This window comes from Streptomyces sp. NPDC047022, assembly GCF_040644155.1.
Classification (GTDB): Bacteria; Actinomycetota; Actinomycetes; order Streptomycetales; family Streptomycetaceae; genus Streptomyces.
The window spans coordinates 1-16813 of sequence record NZ_JBEYVV010000048.1; the positions used below are offsets into that span (position 1 = coordinate 1).

Consider the following 16813-nt stretch of genomic DNA (forward strand, 5'->3'; position numbering starts at 1 on the left):
CAACGGCAACACCACCGACGACGACACCCCCTCACGCAACGGCCAACGCGCCAGCACCACCCCCACCTCAGGCGCCAACCCCGCCGCCAGACGGGACGATGCGGGGCGGCCGGTGTCGCGCAGCGCGTCCACCGCGGCGAGCAGGACGTCACGGCCGCCCTCGCTCTCGTCCTCGGGGACACCTGCCGCCGCGCGCTCGTACAGGTCCGCGCCCTCCGCGAGGACCAGTTCCGTGTCGATCCCCGCCGGGATCTTGATCTCCGCGTGGTGGCGCCAGGTGCCGACCGGATCGCCCCAAGCCTGAACGGCGTAGGTCCACCGGCCCTCGAAGGGCGCGCTCACGGTGGCGCCCCAGCGGTCCGTTCCGGGGGCGAGTTCGCGCATCGGGGTCCAGGGGCCGGGGCGGCCCTGTGGATCGGTGAGGACGACGTTCGCGGCGACGGCGTCGTGGCCCTCGCGGAACACCGTGGCGGAGATCTCGAACTCCTCGCCGGCCACCGCTTTGGCCGGGCGGCGGCCTTGAAGGACGAGGGGGTGCACGTCCAGAACGGGGATACGGCCGACCGCCGCTCCCGTCGCGGCGGGCGGGGCGGGACGTGGGCCCGCGGACGGCTTCCGCGGGGCGGGGGTCGCGGTGTCGGACTCCCGTTCGGGTGAGGTGCCGGTGCCGGTTGCCAGGTGTGCAGGCGAGTGGTGCGTCGGGGGCATGGCCGCTCCTGTCCGCGTCAACGTGGGTGGCGGATCGGGGTGTCGGGAGTTGAGCCGGAGGGGGTTACCGGAGGAGCCTGCCCACCAAGTGCGGGTGGGCATTCCGGCACTTTGTTAACTACTCACGCGTATGTCTACCTTCAAGACCGGCCGCGTACGGAACGTCTCAAAGGACCGGCCCCACCCGCTGGCGGGCGAGGCCCTGTCGGGCCCAGGCCGGTAACGTTACGCGTGTCCGGTTAATTCTTGTTTACGCATGTGCGGTCCGTACGCGCGACACGCGTGCCCGGCCGGGCCGGATCGAACGGGCACGGGACGAGGTCAGGAACCGCCCACGTACAGCAGCCTGTTGGGCGACCCGGCGCCCGCGTCCCGGAGCCTTCCGGTCACGGCCTGCCGCACGAGTGCCCGACTCACCTGCGCCGGGGTCGCCTTGGGGTGGTCGCCGAGGTAGAGGGCGGCGGCGCCGGCGGCGTGCGGCGCCGCCATCGACGTTCCCGAGAGGGTCGCCGTGCCGGTGTCGCTCGCGGCGGAGTCCGAGGTGATCCCCACCCCGGGGGCGAACAGGTCGACGTCCGCGCCCCAGTTGGAGAAGGCAGCCCGGGAGTCGTCGCGGGCGCAGGCGCCGACCGTGATGGCCGGGGCGACGCGGGCGGGGGAGTAGAGACCGGCTGGGAGCCCGCCGTTGCCCGCGGCGACCACGTAGGTGACGCCGGAGGCGATGGAGGCGCGGACGGCCGCGTCCAGTTGCGCGTCGGCGTGGCCGCCCAGGCTCAGATTCGCCACGGCGGGCTTTCTGGCGTGCCGGGTCACCCAGTCGATGCCCGCTATGACCTGGGCGGTGGTGCCCGCGCCGCGGTCGTCCAGGACGCGCACGGAGACCACCTCGGCCCGCTTGGCGACGCCGTACGTGGTTCCCGCGATGGTTCCGGCCACGTGTGTGCCGTGGCCATTGCGGTCCGTGGCGGTCCTGTCGCCGTCCACGAAGTCCCAGCCGTAGCTCGCGCGGCCCCCGAAGTCCTTGTGCGAGACACGGATTCCGGAGTCGATGACGTACACAGTCACGCCCGCACCCGCGTTCCCCGACCAGGTGTAGCCGTGGTCGAGCGGCAGTCCGCGCTGGTCGATGCGGTCCAGGCCCCACGAGGGCGGGTCCCTCTGGACGCGGTCCAGCACGACCCTGCTGTCCTGGACCACCGAGGCGACACGGGAGTCCGCCGCGAGACGCCGGGCCCGCTGTGAGGTCGTCCGCACCGCGTAGCCGTTGAGCGCACTGCCGTAGACATGGCTTATTTTCACCCTGTACTGCTCGGCGAACTCCGTGCCGAGGGCCGACGAGGCCCTCGCCCCCGTTTTGAGGGTGACGATGTAGCTGCCGTTGACGGAGCCCGGTGCCCCGGCGCCGAGCACCGTCCCCTCCTCGGCGGCCCGGGCGGGCGGACCTGTGACCGAGAGCGCCACGACCGCCCACGCGGTGGTGAGACAGGTGGCCCAGCGTGCGCACAGGCGTCTCATCCGTGCCATGGCTCGAATCCCCCTCCTCGACCCGGCCTTGCACGGCCGGAGCCGGCCCCTCCCCGCGCTCCCCACCGGCCGGTACGCCTCCGGGCAGCCTCTCGTGCGCCGCGAACCCCCACAAGGTCACCCGGGAGGGCGGAATCGGCCATACCGGCTATGACCGCCATGTAAAGGTTGCGTAGTATTTCGGACGGATCCGCCGGGGCTCCAAGAATGGGCACCTGGGCCCGACAGCCCGTCCGGCGATTGAGGACGAGGCTGTTCAGGCCGGGACGGCGGGGGTCCGGGGGCGGTGCCTCCAAGGGAGGGTCATCACACCCCCGGATGTGGACAAACCCGACGGTGGGCGAGTCCGGCGGCGTACCGTCGGGGGTGACACTCCGCGTACGTCCTCCGTGAAGGTGGAACTCGTGAAGGCCATCCGCAGGTTCACCGTACGTCCCGTCCTCCCCGAAGCCCTTCACCCGCTGAGCGACCTGGCACGCAATCTGCGCTGGTCGTGGCATGCGGAGACCCGAGACCTCTTCCAGTCCGTCGACGCCGGGCGCTGGGCCGCCTCGGGCGGCGACCCGGTGCGGCTGCTGGGCAGCGTGCCGCCCGCCCGGCTCGCGGAACTGGCCGAGGACCGCCGCTTCCTGCGGCGACTCGCCGCTGCCGCCGACGATCTGGCCGACTATATGAGCGGCGACCGCTGGTACCAGTCGCGTGCCACCGACTTCGGCCTCCCCGCCGCGATCGCCTACTTCTCACCCGAGTTCGGCATCACGGCCGCGCTGCCGCAGTACTCCGGCGGCCTCGGCATCCTCGCCGGAGACCATCTGAAGGCGGCGAGCGACCTCGGTGTCCCGCTGATCGGCGTGGGGCTGCTGTACCGCCACGGCTACTTCCGGCAGACCCTTTCCCGGGACGGCTGGCAGCAGGAGCACTATCCGGTGCTCGACCCGAACGAACTCCCCCTGGCGCCCCTGCGCGAGCCGGACGGCACCCCTGCCCGGCTCTCCCTCGCCCTGCCCGGCGGACGCCGGCTCAAGGCCCGCATCTGGCTGGCGCAGGTGGGCAGGGTGCCGTTGCTCATGCTCGACTCCGACGTGGAGGAGAACGACCTCGGCGAGCGCAGCGTCACCGACCGGCTGTACGGCGGCGGCAGCGAGCACCGGCTGAAGCAGGAGATGCTGCTCGGCATCGGCGGGGTGCGCGCGGTGCGTACGTACTGCCGGCTGACCGGGCACCCCGAGCCGGAGGTGTTTCACACCAACGAGGGACACGCGGGCTTCCTCGGCCTGGAACGGATCGCCGAGCTGTGCGCCACCGGTCTCGACTTCGACTCCGCCCTGGAGGCGGTGCGGGCCGGTACGGTCTTCACCACCCACACCCCCGTCCCGGCAGGCATCGACCGCTTCGACCGGGAACTGGTGGCCCGCCACTTCGGCCCGGACGCGGAGCTGGCGAGCCTCGACGTGGGGCGCGTCCTGCGGCTCGGGATGGAGACGTACCCGGGCGGAGAGCCCAACCTGTTCAACATGGCCGTGATGGGCCTCAGGCTCGGCCAGCGCGCCAACGGCGTGTCCCTGCTGCACGGCAATGTCAGCCGGGAGATGTTCTCCGGACTGTGGCCCGGCTTCGACCCCGACGAGGTGCCGATCACCTCCGTCACCAACGGCGTACACGCGCCGACCTGGGTGGCACCCGAGGTGTTCCGCCTCGGCGCCCGGCAGATCGGCGCGGGGCGCACCGAGGAGGCCCTGTCGGTGGGCGGCTCCGACCGCTGGGACTCCATCAGGAACATCGCCGACCAGGAGATCTGGGATCTGCGCCGGGTGCTGCGCGAGCAGCTGGTCCTGGAGGTGCGCGAACGGCTGTACGCCTCCTGGCGTCAGCGCGGTGCGGGCGCCGCCGAACTCGGCTGGATCGACGGGGTGCTGGACCCGGACGTCCTCACGATCGGCTTCGCCCGGCGCGTACCGTCGTACAAACGACTGACGCTGATGCTGCGCGACCGGGACCGGCTGATGGAGCTGCTGCTCCACCCCGAGCGACCCCTCCAGATCGTGGTGGCCGGAAAGGCCCACCCGGCCGACGACGGCGGCAAGCGGCTGATCCAGGAGCTGGTCCGGTTCGCGGACGACCCGCGCGTGCGCCACCGCGTCGTGTTCCTCCCCGACTACGGCATGGCGATGGCACAGAAGCTCTACCCCGGCTGCGACGTCTGGCTGAACAACCCCCTGCGCCCGCTGGAGGCCTGCGGGACCAGCGGCATGAAGGCCGCCCTCAACGGCTGCCTCAACCTGTCCGTCCTGGACGGCTGGTGGGACGAATGGTTCCAGCCCGACTTCGGCTGGGCGATCCCCACCGCCGACGGCGTGGGCACCGACGAGGACCGGCGCGACGACCTGGAGGCGGCGGCGCTGTACGACCTGCTGGAACAGCGGGTGGCACCACGCTTCTACGAGCGGGGCTCCAGCGGGCTGCCGGACCGCTGGATCGAGATGGTCCGCCAGACGCTCACCCTGCTCGGCCCGAAGGTGCTGGCGGGCCGCATGGTCCGCGAGTACGTCGAGCGCCTCTACACCCCGGCCGCGCACGCGCATCGCGCGATGACCCCGGTGGCCGCACGGACGCTGGCCGACTGGAAGGCCCGGGTGCGGGGCGCCTGGCACGGCGTGACGGTCGACCATGTCGAGACCTCCGCCACCACGGCCCGGGCGGAACTCGGCACCACACTGGGCCTGCGGGTGCGGGTCGGCCTGGGTGACCTCGCCCCGGACGATGTCGAGGTCCAGGCCGTCTCCGGCCGGGTAGACGCGGACGACCGCATCGCGGACGCGACGACGGTCCCGCTGAAACCCGTCAGCGGCCCCGACCTCGAGGGCCGCTGGCTCTACGAGGGCCCGCTCGCCCTCGACCGCACGGGACCCTACGGCTACACCGTCCGCATCCTGCCCAGCCATCCGCTCCTCGCCTCGGGAGCGGAACCGGGCCTGGTGGCCGCGCCGCCGGACGGCTCGGCGGAGGGGGCAGGGGTGCTGCTGCGCTAGCGGCGGCACTGGGAACTGCGTGCGCTGTCCGCGGTCCTCCGGAGGGAGTCCTCCCTTCGGAGGACCGGTCACCGTCCTACGGCGCGGTCACATCTCCAGATCGGCGCACAGCTTGCGCAGCGCGGTTCCGCAGCGCCGCGCATACGCGTGCTGGAACCCCCGCGCCGCCGCGCCGCCCGCCTTCGTGTACCACTTGGCCGGGCGGCTGAAGGCCGTGACCGTCAGCCAGACCGTGCCGTCCCCGGTGCGGTCCACGACGAACGCCTCCTCGCCGCACTCGGGGTGGCCGGTGAGCGTGCCGTAGGCGCATCCCGCCCGTCGGCGCTCGTCCACCGTCCACACCACCCGGCAAGGTGCCTTGATCACCCCCGCAAGGGTGACGGTGACATCGGCTCCCGGTTCCGCCCTGTCCTTCTGCGTTGTGACGCCGACGCCCACGGCGCGGTGCATTTCCCAGGTCAGAACGGCGTCGGCGGCACGCCGGAACACCTCGTCACCCTCACCGATCCGGGTGCGCACGTGCAGGGAGTGGTAGCCCTCGGGGCACTGCCCGGCCTCGCGGGTCGCGCCGACTTCCTCGTACGTGAAGGACATGCCCACAGACTAGGCGGACCCCCGGCGGAACTTTCCCGCCGGGGGCCGCTGCGCTTGTGACAGGGGCGCGGGGAACTGCGCGAAAACTCCCCGCGCACCTGCGGGTGACGAGGCACCGGAGTGTGCCCGACAGGGGCGCGGGGAACCGCGCAGGATCCCCACGCACCCGTCGCGGCACCAGACCCCGCGAGCCCGGTCTGATCCAGACGAGAGGCCCTAGCTGACGTTGACCGCCGACCAGACCGCGGCCACCGTCTTGTACTCGGTGCTGCTTGACCCGTACAGGTCCTTGGCCGCCGAAAGGGTCCCCGTACGCGCCGACTTGTAGTTGGTCGTCGACGTGAAGTACGTGGTCAGCGCCTTGTACCAGATCTGCAGCGCCTTGTCGCGCCCGATCCCGGTGACCTTCGAGTTGTTGTACGTCGGGGAGTCGTAGCTGACCCCGTTGATGGTCTTCGAGCCGCTGCCCTCGGACAGCAGGTAGAAGAAGTGGTTCGCCACACCCGACGAGTAGTGCACATCGAGGTCGCCGACGCCGGAGGACCAGTTGTCGGCGGAGCCGCCGTCCTTGCTGGGCTTGTCCATGTAGCGCAGCGGCGTGCCGTCACCGTTGAGGTCGATCGTCTCGCCGATGAGGTAGTCGCCCTTGTCGGAGCTGTTGTTGGCGTAGAACTCCACGCCGGTGCCCATGATGTCGGAGGTCGCCTCGTTGAGGCCGCCGGACTCGCCCGAGTAGTCCAGGCCGGCCGTGTTGGCGGTGACTCCGTGGCTCATCTCGTGGCCGGCCACGTCCAGGGAGGTCAGCGGGTGGGTGTTGCCGCTGCCGTCGCCGTACGTCATGCAGAAGCAGTCGTCGTCCCAGAACGCGTTCTCGTACGAGTTGCCGTAGTGCACGCGGGAGTACGCGGCCGTGCCGTCGTCCTTGATGCCGGAGCGGCCGAACGTGTTCTTGTAGAAGTCCCAGGTCTCCTGCGCGCCGTAGGCGGCGTCGACGGCCGCGGTCTGGTCGGCGGAGGAGCTGGACGCCTTCCCGGTGCCCCAGGTGTTGTCCGAGTCGGTGAACAGGGTGCCTTTGGACGTGCTGGAGCTGTGCGACTTGTTGTACGTCTTGTGGCCGCCGCGTGTGGTGTCGTACAGCTGGTAGCTGGAGCCGCTCTTGTAGGTGTTCAGGCTGACGGTGCCGGAGTAGAGGCTGTTGCCGGTGCCGGTCGTGGCGGTCTCCACGTCCTGGTGCTGGAAGAGCTTCTTGCCGGTGGCGGCGTCGGTGATGACGTGCAGCCGGCTCGGCGTGCCGTCGTCCTGGAAGCCGCCGACGACGGTCTCGAAGGCGAGGACCGGCTTGCCGGAGCCCGCCCAGATCACCTTGCGCGCGCCGTCCGAGGAGGACTTGGCGGAGCCGAGGGTCTTCGCGGCGGACACAGCCGCCTTCTCGGCCTTGGCGACGGTGATCCCCGGCTTGAGCGAGGCCACCTTGATGGCCTCGTTCGTCGCTCTGGTCACGCCCTCGGTCTTGCCGGACTCGGACTCGTGGACGACCAGGTCGCCGCCGAGGACCGGAAGGCCGGCGTAGGTGCGCTCGTAGCGGGTGTGGACGGTTCCGTCGGCGTCCTTGACGACGTCCTTGACGACCAGCTTCTCCTTGACGCCCAGGCCTATCTTCCGGGCGGTCTCGGTCGCCGTCGTCTCGGCTTCCTTGATGAGGGAGGCGCGCGCGCCGGCGGACAGCGCGAGAGGGGCCCCCGCGAGGTGCCGGCTGTCCTTTCCGGCAGCGGAGGCCGGGTGGGCGCTTGCGACACCGGTGGTCAGTCCGGTGGCGAGCAGGGCTCCGGCCGCGACAGCGGTGGCGATGGCCAGAGTGGTGCGCTTGTGACGCGCGTAGAGGGGAGTCACGCAAGCTCCTTATGGGGGGCTGCCATGCGACGTGGGGAGGCCGCACGGTAGGTGTGAAGTTGCGGTGCGGGTGAGCCGTGCGGTGGAAGAGTGACATCAGCGTCGCGTACATGTCATGACCCTGAAGCGACCTTGACTCAAAATCGACCATCGGATGAACGGAAATGCTTGTGGCGTGGGCCACTGTGCCGGTCAAGCGTGAGCCAAGATCGTTCCCGGATGTCGCAAAAGGCGCCGTACCGGAAGGGTGGCCTCCCGGCACGGCGCCCTCTCGCTCGACGGTTCCTGACGGCAGTTCAGGTTCCGTTTACGGGAACGTCAGCTTCCATCCGTTGATGGTCCCGACGTCCTGTGCCGCCTTGTCCTGGACCTTCAGCTTCCAGGTCCCGTTGGCCGTTTCGGAGGAGGCGTTGACCGTGTAGGTATCGGTCACGTTGTCCGCCGAGTCCGACGAGCTGAAGTTCTTCAGCCGGTAGGCGGTGCCGGACGGGCCGATCAGATCGATCACCAGGTCACCGCGCCAGGTGTGCGTGATGTTCGGGGTGACCTGGAGGTTGCTGGGCGCGTTGCCGCTGCGCCCGGTCACGGAGATGGACGAGGTGACCGCGGGCCCGTTGTCCGGGATCGTGACCTTGGTGTTGCTCTCGAACACCGTGCCTCCGCCCCCGCCCCCGCCGCCGCCACCGGAGCGCGATCCGACCGCGATCGCCGCCCACGCGTCCTGCACCGCCTTGTACTCGGTGCTGGAGGTGCCGTACAGCTCGCCCGCCGCCGCGAGCGTCCCGGTGCGGGCCGCCGCGTAGTTGGTGGTCGAGGTGAACTTGGTGGTGAGCGCCCGGTACCAGATCTGCAGCGCCTTGTCGCGGCCGATGCCCGTGACCGGCAGGCCGTCCGAGGTCGGGCTGTTGTAGGTCACGCCGTTGATGACCTTGGTGCCGCTGCCCTCGCTCAGCAGGTAGAAGAAGTGGTTCGCGGGACCCGACGAGTAGTGGACGTCGAGCCCTCCGAGCCCGGAGTACCAGCTGTCCTTGGACGCCCCGTCCTTGCTGGGCTTGTCCATGTAGCGCAGCGGGGTGCCGTCACCGTTGATGTTGATCTTCTCGCCGATGAGGTAGTCGCCGACGTCCGACGAGTTGTTCGCGTAGAACTCGACGCCGGTGCCCATGATGTCGGAGGTCGCCTCGTTGAGGCCGCCGGACTCCCCGGTGTAGTCGAGGCCCGCGGTGTTGGAGGTGACGCCGTGGCTCATCTCGTGGCCCGCCACGTCCAGCGCGGTCAGCGGGTCGTTGTTGCCCGAGCCGTCGCCGTACGTCATGCAGAAGCAGCTGTCGTCCCAGAACGCGTTCACGTACGAGTTGCCGTAGTGGACTCGCGAGTAGGCCGCCTTGCCGTCGTTCTTGATGCCCGAGCGGCCGAACATGTTCTTGTAGAAGTCCCACGTCTCCTGCGCGCCGTAGTGCGCGTCGGCGCCCGCGGTGGCGGCGTTGGACGTCGTGCCGTTGCCCCAGGTGTCGTTCGACTGCGAGAACAGCGTGCCGGTGCCGGACGAGCCGTGGTTCAGGTTGTACGTCTTGTGGCCGCCGCGTGAGCCGTCGTTCAGCGTGTACGTCGAACCCGACTGCGTGGTGGTCAGCGTGACCTGCCCGCTGTACTGGGTGTTGCCGACGCCGGTCTCGATGCCCTGGTAGCGGAAGAGCTGCTTGCCGGTGGTGGCGTCGGAGATGACGTGCAGCGCGTTCGGGGTGTCGTCGTCCTGGAACCCGCCGATCACCGTCTCGTACGCGAGAACGGCCTTGGCGCCGACCGCCCAGATCACCTTGCGGGGCGCGCGCTCGGCCCCGGCCTGCTTCGAGCCCGCGGCCTTGGCGACGGACAGCGCCAGCTGCTCCGCCTTGGAGGCGGTGACCGCGGGTGTGAGCGAGCCGACCTTGATGGTGGCCTGGCTGGCCTTGATGACCTGCTCGGTCGCCCCGGACTTGGACGTGTCCACGATCAGGTCGCCGCCGAGCACCGGGAGGCCGGCGTAGGTGCGCTCGTAGCGGGTGTGGACGGTGCCGTCGGCGTCCTTGACGACATCACGGACGACCAGCTTTTCCTGCGGGCCGAGGTCGATCGCCCGGGCGGTGTCCGCCTTCGCCGCGTCGGCGTCGCGGATCAGTTCGGCGCGCTGCGAGGGGGAGAGCTTCAGCGCCATGTGGGCGGGGTTCATGTTCCCGGCGGGTGCGGCCGGGGCGGCGCTCGCCGCGCCCGACTGGACGGCGGCGGCCAGCAGGGCCGAGACGCCGACGAGGGCGACGGCCGAGGCGCGGTGGGCGGGGGCGTGGGAGGTGCGTCTGCGAGAGGAACTGCTTCTCAACACTGACTCCTTGCTGCGTGGCCGCGGGGTGCGCGGCCGTGGGGAGACCCGGGCGGAAGGTGGCCGTCCGGGCAGAGCAGGAGGAACGCGAAATCACGTGCGTGAAGGAACAGCCCACGACACAGCGGTCAAGCTGTGGGGTTGCTGTGGAGGGGCCGTGGGAAGCGTGTCAGGGGATCACGCCCACTGTCAGGACCGCGTCAATAAGTTGACCGAAATCGTTCGTTGGGTGGATAGTCATGTCCGCTATATGGACTGTTCGCCGAATGTTCGAGTGCCTCCCGTAGGGACCGGGAGGCCCCGGATCCGGCCACCGCAGCGGATCCGGGGCACACGCCCCGGCTCACTCACACGAGACTGTCGCGCCACGCCCTGTGCAGATCGGCGAACCGTCCCGTGCCCGCGATCAGTTCGGCCGGGCTTCCGTCCTCCACGACGCGGCCGTCCGCCATGACCAGCACCCGGTCCGCGATCTCCACGGTCGACAGCCGGTGGGCGATCACGACGGCCGTACGGCCCCGCAGCACCGTCACCATCGCCCGCTGCACGGCCCGTTCACCAGGGATGTCCAGGGAACTGGTCGCCTCGTCCAGGATCAGGACCGCAGGATCGGCGAGCAAGGCGCGGGCGAAAGCCACGAGCTGGCGCTGCCCGGCGGAGATGCGTCCGCCGCGTTTGCGTACGTCCGTGTCGTAGCCGTCGGGCAGCGCGCTGATGAAGTCGTGGGCGCCGATCGCCTTGGCCGCCTGCTCGATCTCCTCCCGGGTGGCGTCGGGGCGGCCGATCGCGATGTTCTCGGCGACCGTGCCGGAGAACAGGAACGCCTCCTGAGTGACCATCACCACGCCGCGCCGCAGCTCGGGCACGGACAGGTCGCGCAGGTCCACACCGTCGAGCAGGACCCGCCCGCCGGAGGGGTCGTAGAAGCGGGCGAGCAGCTTGGCCAGGGTCGACTTGCCCGCGCCCGTCGCGCCGACCACCGCCACCGTCTGCCCGGCGGGCAGCGTCAGCGAGAACCGGGGCAGCACTTCGCCGCCCGTGCGGTACGCGAAGCGGACGTCATCGAAGACGACCTCGCGGCCGGGGTGCTCGTCCTTCGGCTCGGGCAGCGGCTTCGGCGACGACGGCTCGGGGACCGACGGGGTCTGGGCCAGCAGTCCGGCGATCTTCTCCAGTGAGGCCGCCGCCGACTGGTACGAGTTGAGGAACATGCCCAGCCGGTCGATCGGGTCGTACAGCCGGCGCAGATACAGCACCGCCGCCGCCAGCACCCCCAGCTCCAGCGAGCCGGAGGCCACCCGGTAGGCGCCCCAGAGCACGATCACCGCGACCGCCGTGTTGGCGACCAGCCGCGAGCCGACCACATAGCGGGCCATCTCCAGGAGCGCGTCGCCGTTGGTGCGTTCGTGCCGCCGGTTCAGGCCCCGGAAGACTGTCTCGTTCGCGGCCTCCCGGCGGAAGGTGCGCACCGGCCGGATGCCGTTCATCGTCTCCACGAACTTCACGATCACGGCCGCGATCGCCGTGGACCGCGACCTGTACACGCGTCCCGCCCGCCGCTGGTAGAGCCGGATCAGGAGGTACAGCGGCACGAACGAGGCCACCGCCACCGTGCCGAGGCCCGCGTCCAGCCAGAGCAGCATCGCCGAGATGTACGCGAACGACAGGATGACCGTGACCAGTTCCTGGAGGCCCTCGCTGAGCAGTTCCCGCAGGGACTCCACGTCCGTGGTGGAGCGTGAGATCAGCCGGCCCGAGGTGTACCGCTCGTGGAAGTCGACGCTCAGCGCCTGTGCGTGCCGGAAGATCCGGCCGCGCAGGTCGAGCAGCACGTCCTGGTTGACGCGTGCGGAGGCATCGATGAACGCGTACTGGAGAGAGCCGGAGAGCAGCGCGCACACGCCGTAGGCCACGCCCACCGCGATCAGCGGACCACGGTCGTGGTCGCGCAGCGCCGGTACGGCCCGGTCGATGGCGTACGCCACGAGCAGCGGGCCCGCCTGCACGGCCGCCTGCTGAACCAGCAGCAGAAGAGTGGTGAGGACGACCCGGGACCTCATCGGGGCGAGCAGCGAGCGCAGCAGGGCGGCCGTGGCGCCGGGCGGCGCGGGCAGGACATCGTCGTCGAAGGGGTCGGCGGGGTGGGCGGTGCCGACGGTGTCGTGCGGGCGGGGGAATTCGTCCGCGTCGCCCGGAGCGCTGGAGGTGGACGAGGCGGAGGAGGGGGCAGGGGCACTCATCGGTCGTCCTCCTTCTTCCCGGGCGCGTTCCCGGGCGCGTTCCCGGGCGCATTCCTGGACGCATTCCTGGACGCATCCTTCGACGCACCCGCGAGTGCGCTCCCAGATGCTTCCCCGGACGGTTCCCCGGACATCAAATGGGCGTATTCGGCGTTGGTGCGCAGCAGTTCGTGGTGGGTGCCCACGGCCGCGATACGGCCGCCGGACAGCAGGGCGACCCGGTCGGCGAGCAGCACGGTGGAGGACCGGTGGGCCACGATGAGCGCGGTGGTCTCCGTGAGGACCCGCCGCAGCGCGGCCTCCACGGCCGCCTCGGTGTGCACGTCCAGCGCCGACAGCGGGTCGTCGAGGACGAGGAACCCGGGCCGGCCGACGACGGCACGGGCCAGGGCCAGCCGCTGGCGCTGGCCGCCGGACAGGCTCAGCCCCTGCTCGCCGACCTCGGTCCGCGTGCCCTGCGGCAGCGTGTGCGCGAAGGCGGCCTGCGCGACGGTGAGCGCCCGCTCCAGCTCCGGCTCGCCCGCGTCCTCGCCGGCGCCCATGAGCACGTTCTCCGCGACGCTCGCCGAGAACAGGGTGGGCTCCTCGAAGGCGACCGCCACCCTGGACCGCAGTTCCTCGCGGGACATCGCCGTGATGTCCCGCCCGTCCACGGTGATGCGCCCCGAGGACACCTCGTGCAACCGGGGGACCAGCGCCGTGAGCGTGGTCTTGCCGCTCCCGGTCGCGCCGACCAGGGCCATGGACTCGCCGGGGCGGATATGGAGGTCGACGCGGTCGAGGACGGGCGGGGAACCGGGCGGGGCGTCGGGGTAGTGGAAGGTGACGCCCTCGAAGCGCAGACCGCCGTGTGTGTCCTCGGCCGCGTCGGCCGCCGTCCCGGTGGTCCCGGGGTCCTCCGGCTCCGCGTCCATCACCTCGAAGTAGCGCTCGGTCGCGGTCGCCGCCTCCTGGGTCATCGCCAGCAGGAAGCCGATCGAGTCGACGGGCCAGCGCAGCGCGAGCGCCGTGCTCAGGAACGCGACCAGCGTGCCCGTCGACAGGTCACCGTCCGCCACCTGTACGGCGCCCAGCACCAGCGCCGCCCCGATCGCCACCTCGGGCAGCGTCACGATCACGGCCCAGATGGCCGCCAGCAGCCGGGCCTTGCGCAGTTCGGTGGCGCGCAACTTCCGCGACAGCTCCTTGAAGGCCCGCGCCTGGCTGCGGTGACGCCCGAACCCCTTGATGATCCGGATCCCGAGGACGCTCTCCTCGACGACCGTCGTCAGGTCCCCGACCTGGTCCTGGGCGAGCCGTGCCACCTCGGCGTACCGGCCCTCGAAGACGACGCAGAGCCACATCACCGGCACGGCGGGCCCCAGGACGACCAGCCCCAGCGTCCAGTCCTGCCCCAGCATGATGATGACGCCGATAAGAATCGTCACCCCGTTGACCAGCAGGAACGTCAGCGGGAACGCGAGGAACATGCGCAGCAGCATCAGATCGGTGGTGCCCCGCGACAGCAGCTGCCCCGACGGCCAGCGGTCGTGGAAGGCGACCGGCAGCCGCTGCAGATGCCGGTACAGATCCGCCCGCATGTCCGCCTCCACCCGGGATAGCGGCCGGGCCACGAGCCAGCGCCGTATGCCGAACAGCAGCGCCTCGGCGATCCCGAGCAGCAGCAGATACAGCGCGCCGGTCCACACACCGGCCGGATCCCGCCGTGCCACCGGCCCGTCCACCATCCACTTCAGGACCAGCGGGATCACCAGGCCGACGCACGACGCGACGGTGGCGACGAACGCGGCGGTCAGCAGCCGCGCCCGCACGGGCCGCACATACGGCCACAAGCGCAGCAGGGTCCGTACGGTGGAACGGTCCTTGGGAGTTACACGTTGTCTGGGCATCGAAGCGAGCCTACGGACCGGCACTGACAGTGCCCACCGAGTTTTGGCCCCCTCCGGATCCGCCCTTGGTCCTACGACCTGCGCGTTCAAACAGCCGGACGAGAGGGCCGGCACGTGGACGCGGTCGCAGGGGACTCCTCTTCGCCGGCTCGGTCCGGGCGGTGGTTCACGCTTTCACCCTCAGCAGCAGCACCGACCGCCCCTCCACCGTCAGCGCCGTCCCCGCCCGGTGGACCGTCCCCGGCGCCCGCCCCTGCTCCTCCCGCGAGGTGTCGACGACGACCTCGTAGTGCTCCGCCCACGGCGGCCCCGGCAGGACGAAGCCCTCCGGCCGGTCCCCGGCGTGCAGCACCGCGAGGAAGCTGTCGTCCACCACCGGCGCTCCGCGCGCGTCCCGGCCCGGTATGTCCCGGCCGGAGAGGTACATGCCCAGCGTGGCCGCGGGCGCGTACCAGTCGCGTTCCGTCATCTCCTCCCCGCGTGCCGTGAACCACGCGAGGTCCCTGAGGCCGTCCGCCGAATGCGCCCGCCCGGAGAAGAACGCACGGCGGCGCAGCACCGGATGTCGGTGGCGCAGCGCGATCACACGGGACGTCAGGTCGAACAGCGCCCGCCAGCCCGGCTCTGCGAGCAGGGTCCAGTCCACCCAGCCGATCTCGTTGTCCTGGCAGTAGGCGTTGTTGTTGCCGTGCTGGGTTCGGCCCATCTCGTCCCCGGCCACCAGCATCGGGACCCCCGTCGACAGCAGGAGGGTCGTCAGCAGGTTCCGCAGCTGGCGCCGGCGCAGGGCCCGAACGCGCGCGTCGTCCGTCTCCCCTTCCGTGCCGCAGTTCCAGGACCGGTTGTCGTCGGACCCGTCACGGTTGCCCTCGCCGTTGGCCTCGTTGTGCTTGCGCTCGTAGGACACCAGGTCGCGCAGGGTGAAACCGTCGTGCGCCGTCACGAAATTGACCGAGGCGTACGGCCGCCGGCCGCCCCAGGCGTACAGGTCGCTCGAGCCCGACAGGCGGTAGCCGAGGTCCCGTACGTCCGGCAGCGCACCCCGCCAGAAGTCCCGTACGGCACCCCGGTAGCGGTCGTTCCACTCCGTCCACAGCGGGGGGAACGCCCCGACCTGGTAGCCGCCCGAGCCCACGTCCCAGGGCTCCGCGATCAGCTTGACCCGGCGCAGCACCGGGTCCTGGGCGATCACCGCCAGGAACGGGGACAGCATGTCGACGTCGTGCATGGACCTCGCCAGGGCCGCCGCCAGATCGAAGCGGAAGCCGTCCACGCCCATCTCGGTCACCCAGTAGCGCAGCGAGTCGGTGATCAGCCGCAGCACGTGCGGCTGCACCACGTGCAGCGTGTTGCCGCAGCCCGTGTAGTCCGCGTACCGGCGGGCGTCCGGCTGGAGACGGTAGTAGCCGCGGTTGTCGATGCCCTTGAGGGACAGCATCGGGCCGAGTTCCCCCGCCTCCGCCGTGTGGTTGTAGACGACGTCGAGGATCACCTCGATCCCGGCCGAGTGCAGGGCCCGTACCATCCGCTTGAACTCGCCGACCTGCTGACCCGTCGTACCGGAGGAGGCGTAGGCCGCGTGCGGGGCGAAGTAGCCGATCGAGTTGTAGCCCCAGTAGTTGCGCAGGCCTCGGCTGAGCAGGTGGTCCTCGTGCGCGAACTGGTGCACCGGCAGCAGCTCCACCGCCGTCACGCCCAGCTTCACCAGGTGCTCGATCGCCGCCGGGTGCGCGAGGCCCGCGTAGGTGCCGCGCAGTTCCTCGGGTATGCCGGGGTGCAGCCGGGTGAAACCGCGCACATGCAGCTCGTAGATGACCGAGTCCGCCCAGGGCGTCTTCGGGCGGTGGTCGTCGGCCCAGTCGTCGTCATCGTGCACGACCACGCCCTTGGGGACGTGGGGTGCCGAGTCCCGCTCGTCGCGCACGGTGTCCGCGACATGCTGCTGCGGCCAGTCCCGCACATGCCCGTACACCTCCGGCGGCAGGCGGAAGTCGCCGTCCACGGCCCGCGCGTACGGGTCCAGGAGCAGCTTCGCCGGGTTCCAGCGCGCCCCTGTCCACGGGTCCCAGCGGCCGTGCACCCGGAATCCGTACCGCTGCCCGGGCATCACGCCGGGCACGAAGCCGTGCCAGATCTCGTGCGTCAGTTCGGTGAGCCGGACCCGGGTCTCGCGGCTGTCGGCGCCCCGCCCGTCGAACAGGCACAGCTCCACCGCCTCCGCGCCGCCCGCCCACAGCGCGAAGTTGGTGCCCACCGTTGCGTCCGGGCCCGCGCGAAAGCGTGCCCCGAGCGGGGTGGGCGCACCCGGCCACACCGGCGCGGAGGGGATCTGGGGCCGGTCGCCGTGCGGCAGGTCGGCCGGGCGCGCGGACCGTCCCTCGTCCGCCCGCTCCTCCTGTACCGCCTCCCGTACCGCCTTCTGCTCCGTCTCCTGCACTGCCTCCTGCACTGCCTTCTGCTCGGCTGCGCTCGACACGCTTCGGCCTCCCGCGGCTCGTCGGGACGACACGGAAAAGAGCGCACGGTGCCCCGCTCATTCCTGGCCTGTCCGCCTTCGGGGCGCCCCTGCGGCTCACGGGCGCG

The 16813-nt window shown here is 71.0% G+C and carries 9 protein-coding genes; 1 reads left to right on the forward strand and 8 read right to left on the reverse strand.

The window, feature by feature from the left end; genetic code table 11:
- Both ABZ845_RS29765 and ABZ845_RS29770 read right to left on the reverse strand, forming a co-directional pair.
- A partial coding sequence (locus ABZ845_RS29765) for a maltotransferase domain-containing protein (protein ID WP_360985860.1) occupies nt 1-708 on the reverse strand: 708 nt, incomplete at its 3' end.
- A 321-nt stretch (nt 709-1029) separates the two neighbouring features.
- A complete protein-coding gene (locus ABZ845_RS29770) occupies nt 1030-2223 on the reverse strand; it encodes a S8 family peptidase (protein WP_360985922.1) in 1194 nt (397 codons plus the stop codon).
- Nucleotides 2224-2636: 413 nt separating this feature from the next.
- Here ABZ845_RS29770 and glgP point away from each other — a divergent pair, with 413 nt between their 5' ends.
- Nucleotides 2637-5261 carry an alpha-glucan family phosphorylase gene (glgP, locus tag ABZ845_RS29775; protein ID WP_360985863.1) on the forward strand — a complete coding sequence of 875 codons (2625 nt, stop codon included), beginning with the start codon at nt 2637-2639 and terminating at the stop codon, nt 5259-5261.
- Between the two features lie 87 nt (nt 5262-5348).
- Here glgP and ABZ845_RS29780 read toward each other — a convergent pair whose 3' ends face one another.
- The 6 genes from ABZ845_RS29780 to glgX form a co-directional block, all read right to left on the reverse strand.
- Complete coding sequence (locus ABZ845_RS29780; protein ID WP_360985866.1) at nt 5349-5855, reverse strand: DUF1990 domain-containing protein; 507 nt, start codon at nt 5853-5855, stop codon at nt 5349-5351.
- Between the two features lie 216 nt (nt 5856-6071).
- On the reverse strand, nt 6072-7745 hold the full coding sequence (locus ABZ845_RS29785; RefSeq protein WP_360985869.1) for a M4 family metallopeptidase: 1674 nt from the start codon (nt 7743-7745) through the stop codon (nt 6072-6074).
- A gap of 307 nt (nt 7746-8052) precedes the next feature.
- Nucleotides 8053-10101 carry a M4 family metallopeptidase gene (locus ABZ845_RS29790; protein ID WP_360985872.1) on the reverse strand — a complete coding sequence of 683 codons (2049 nt, stop codon included), beginning with the start codon at nt 10099-10101 and terminating at the stop codon, nt 8053-8055.
- 347 nt (nt 10102-10448) lie between these two features.
- Nucleotides 10449-12341, reverse strand: coding sequence for an ABC transporter ATP-binding protein (locus ABZ845_RS29795; RefSeq protein WP_360985875.1), 1893 nt, complete (start codon nt 12339-12341; stop codon nt 10449-10451).
- On the reverse strand, nt 12338-14230 hold the full coding sequence (locus ABZ845_RS29800; protein WP_360985878.1) for an ABC transporter ATP-binding protein: 1893 nt from the start codon (nt 14228-14230) through the stop codon (nt 12338-12340). Before ABZ845_RS29800 ends, ABZ845_RS29795 begins: the two co-directional genes overlap by 4 nt.
- Nucleotides 14231-14396: 166 nt before the next feature.
- Nucleotides 14397-16706 (reverse strand): glycogen debranching protein GlgX, encoded by a 2310-nt coding sequence (gene glgX / locus ABZ845_RS29805; RefSeq protein WP_360985881.1) that lies wholly within the window; start codon nt 16704-16706, stop codon nt 14397-14399.
- Between the last annotated feature and the right edge of the window lie 107 nt (nt 16707-16813).

What these genes read in the sequence shown, in the direction of transcription:
- ABZ845_RS29795 (WP_360985875.1), bottom strand. Translation starts at nt 12,341, where the DNA reads ATGAGTGCCCCTGCCCCCTCCTCCGCCTCGTCCACCTCCAGCGCTCCG.
- ABZ845_RS29800 (WP_360985878.1), bottom strand. Translation starts at nt 14,230, where the DNA reads ATGCCCAGACAACGTGTAACTCCCAAGGACCGTTCCACCGTACGGACC.
- ABZ845_RS29780 (WP_360985866.1), bottom strand. Translation starts at nt 5,855, where the DNA reads ATGTCCTTCACGTACGAGGAAGTCGGCGCGACCCGCGAGGCCGGGCAG.
- ABZ845_RS29770 (WP_360985922.1), bottom strand. Translation starts at nt 2,223, where the DNA reads ATGAGACGCCTGTGCGCACGCTGGGCCACCTGTCTCACCACCGCGTGG.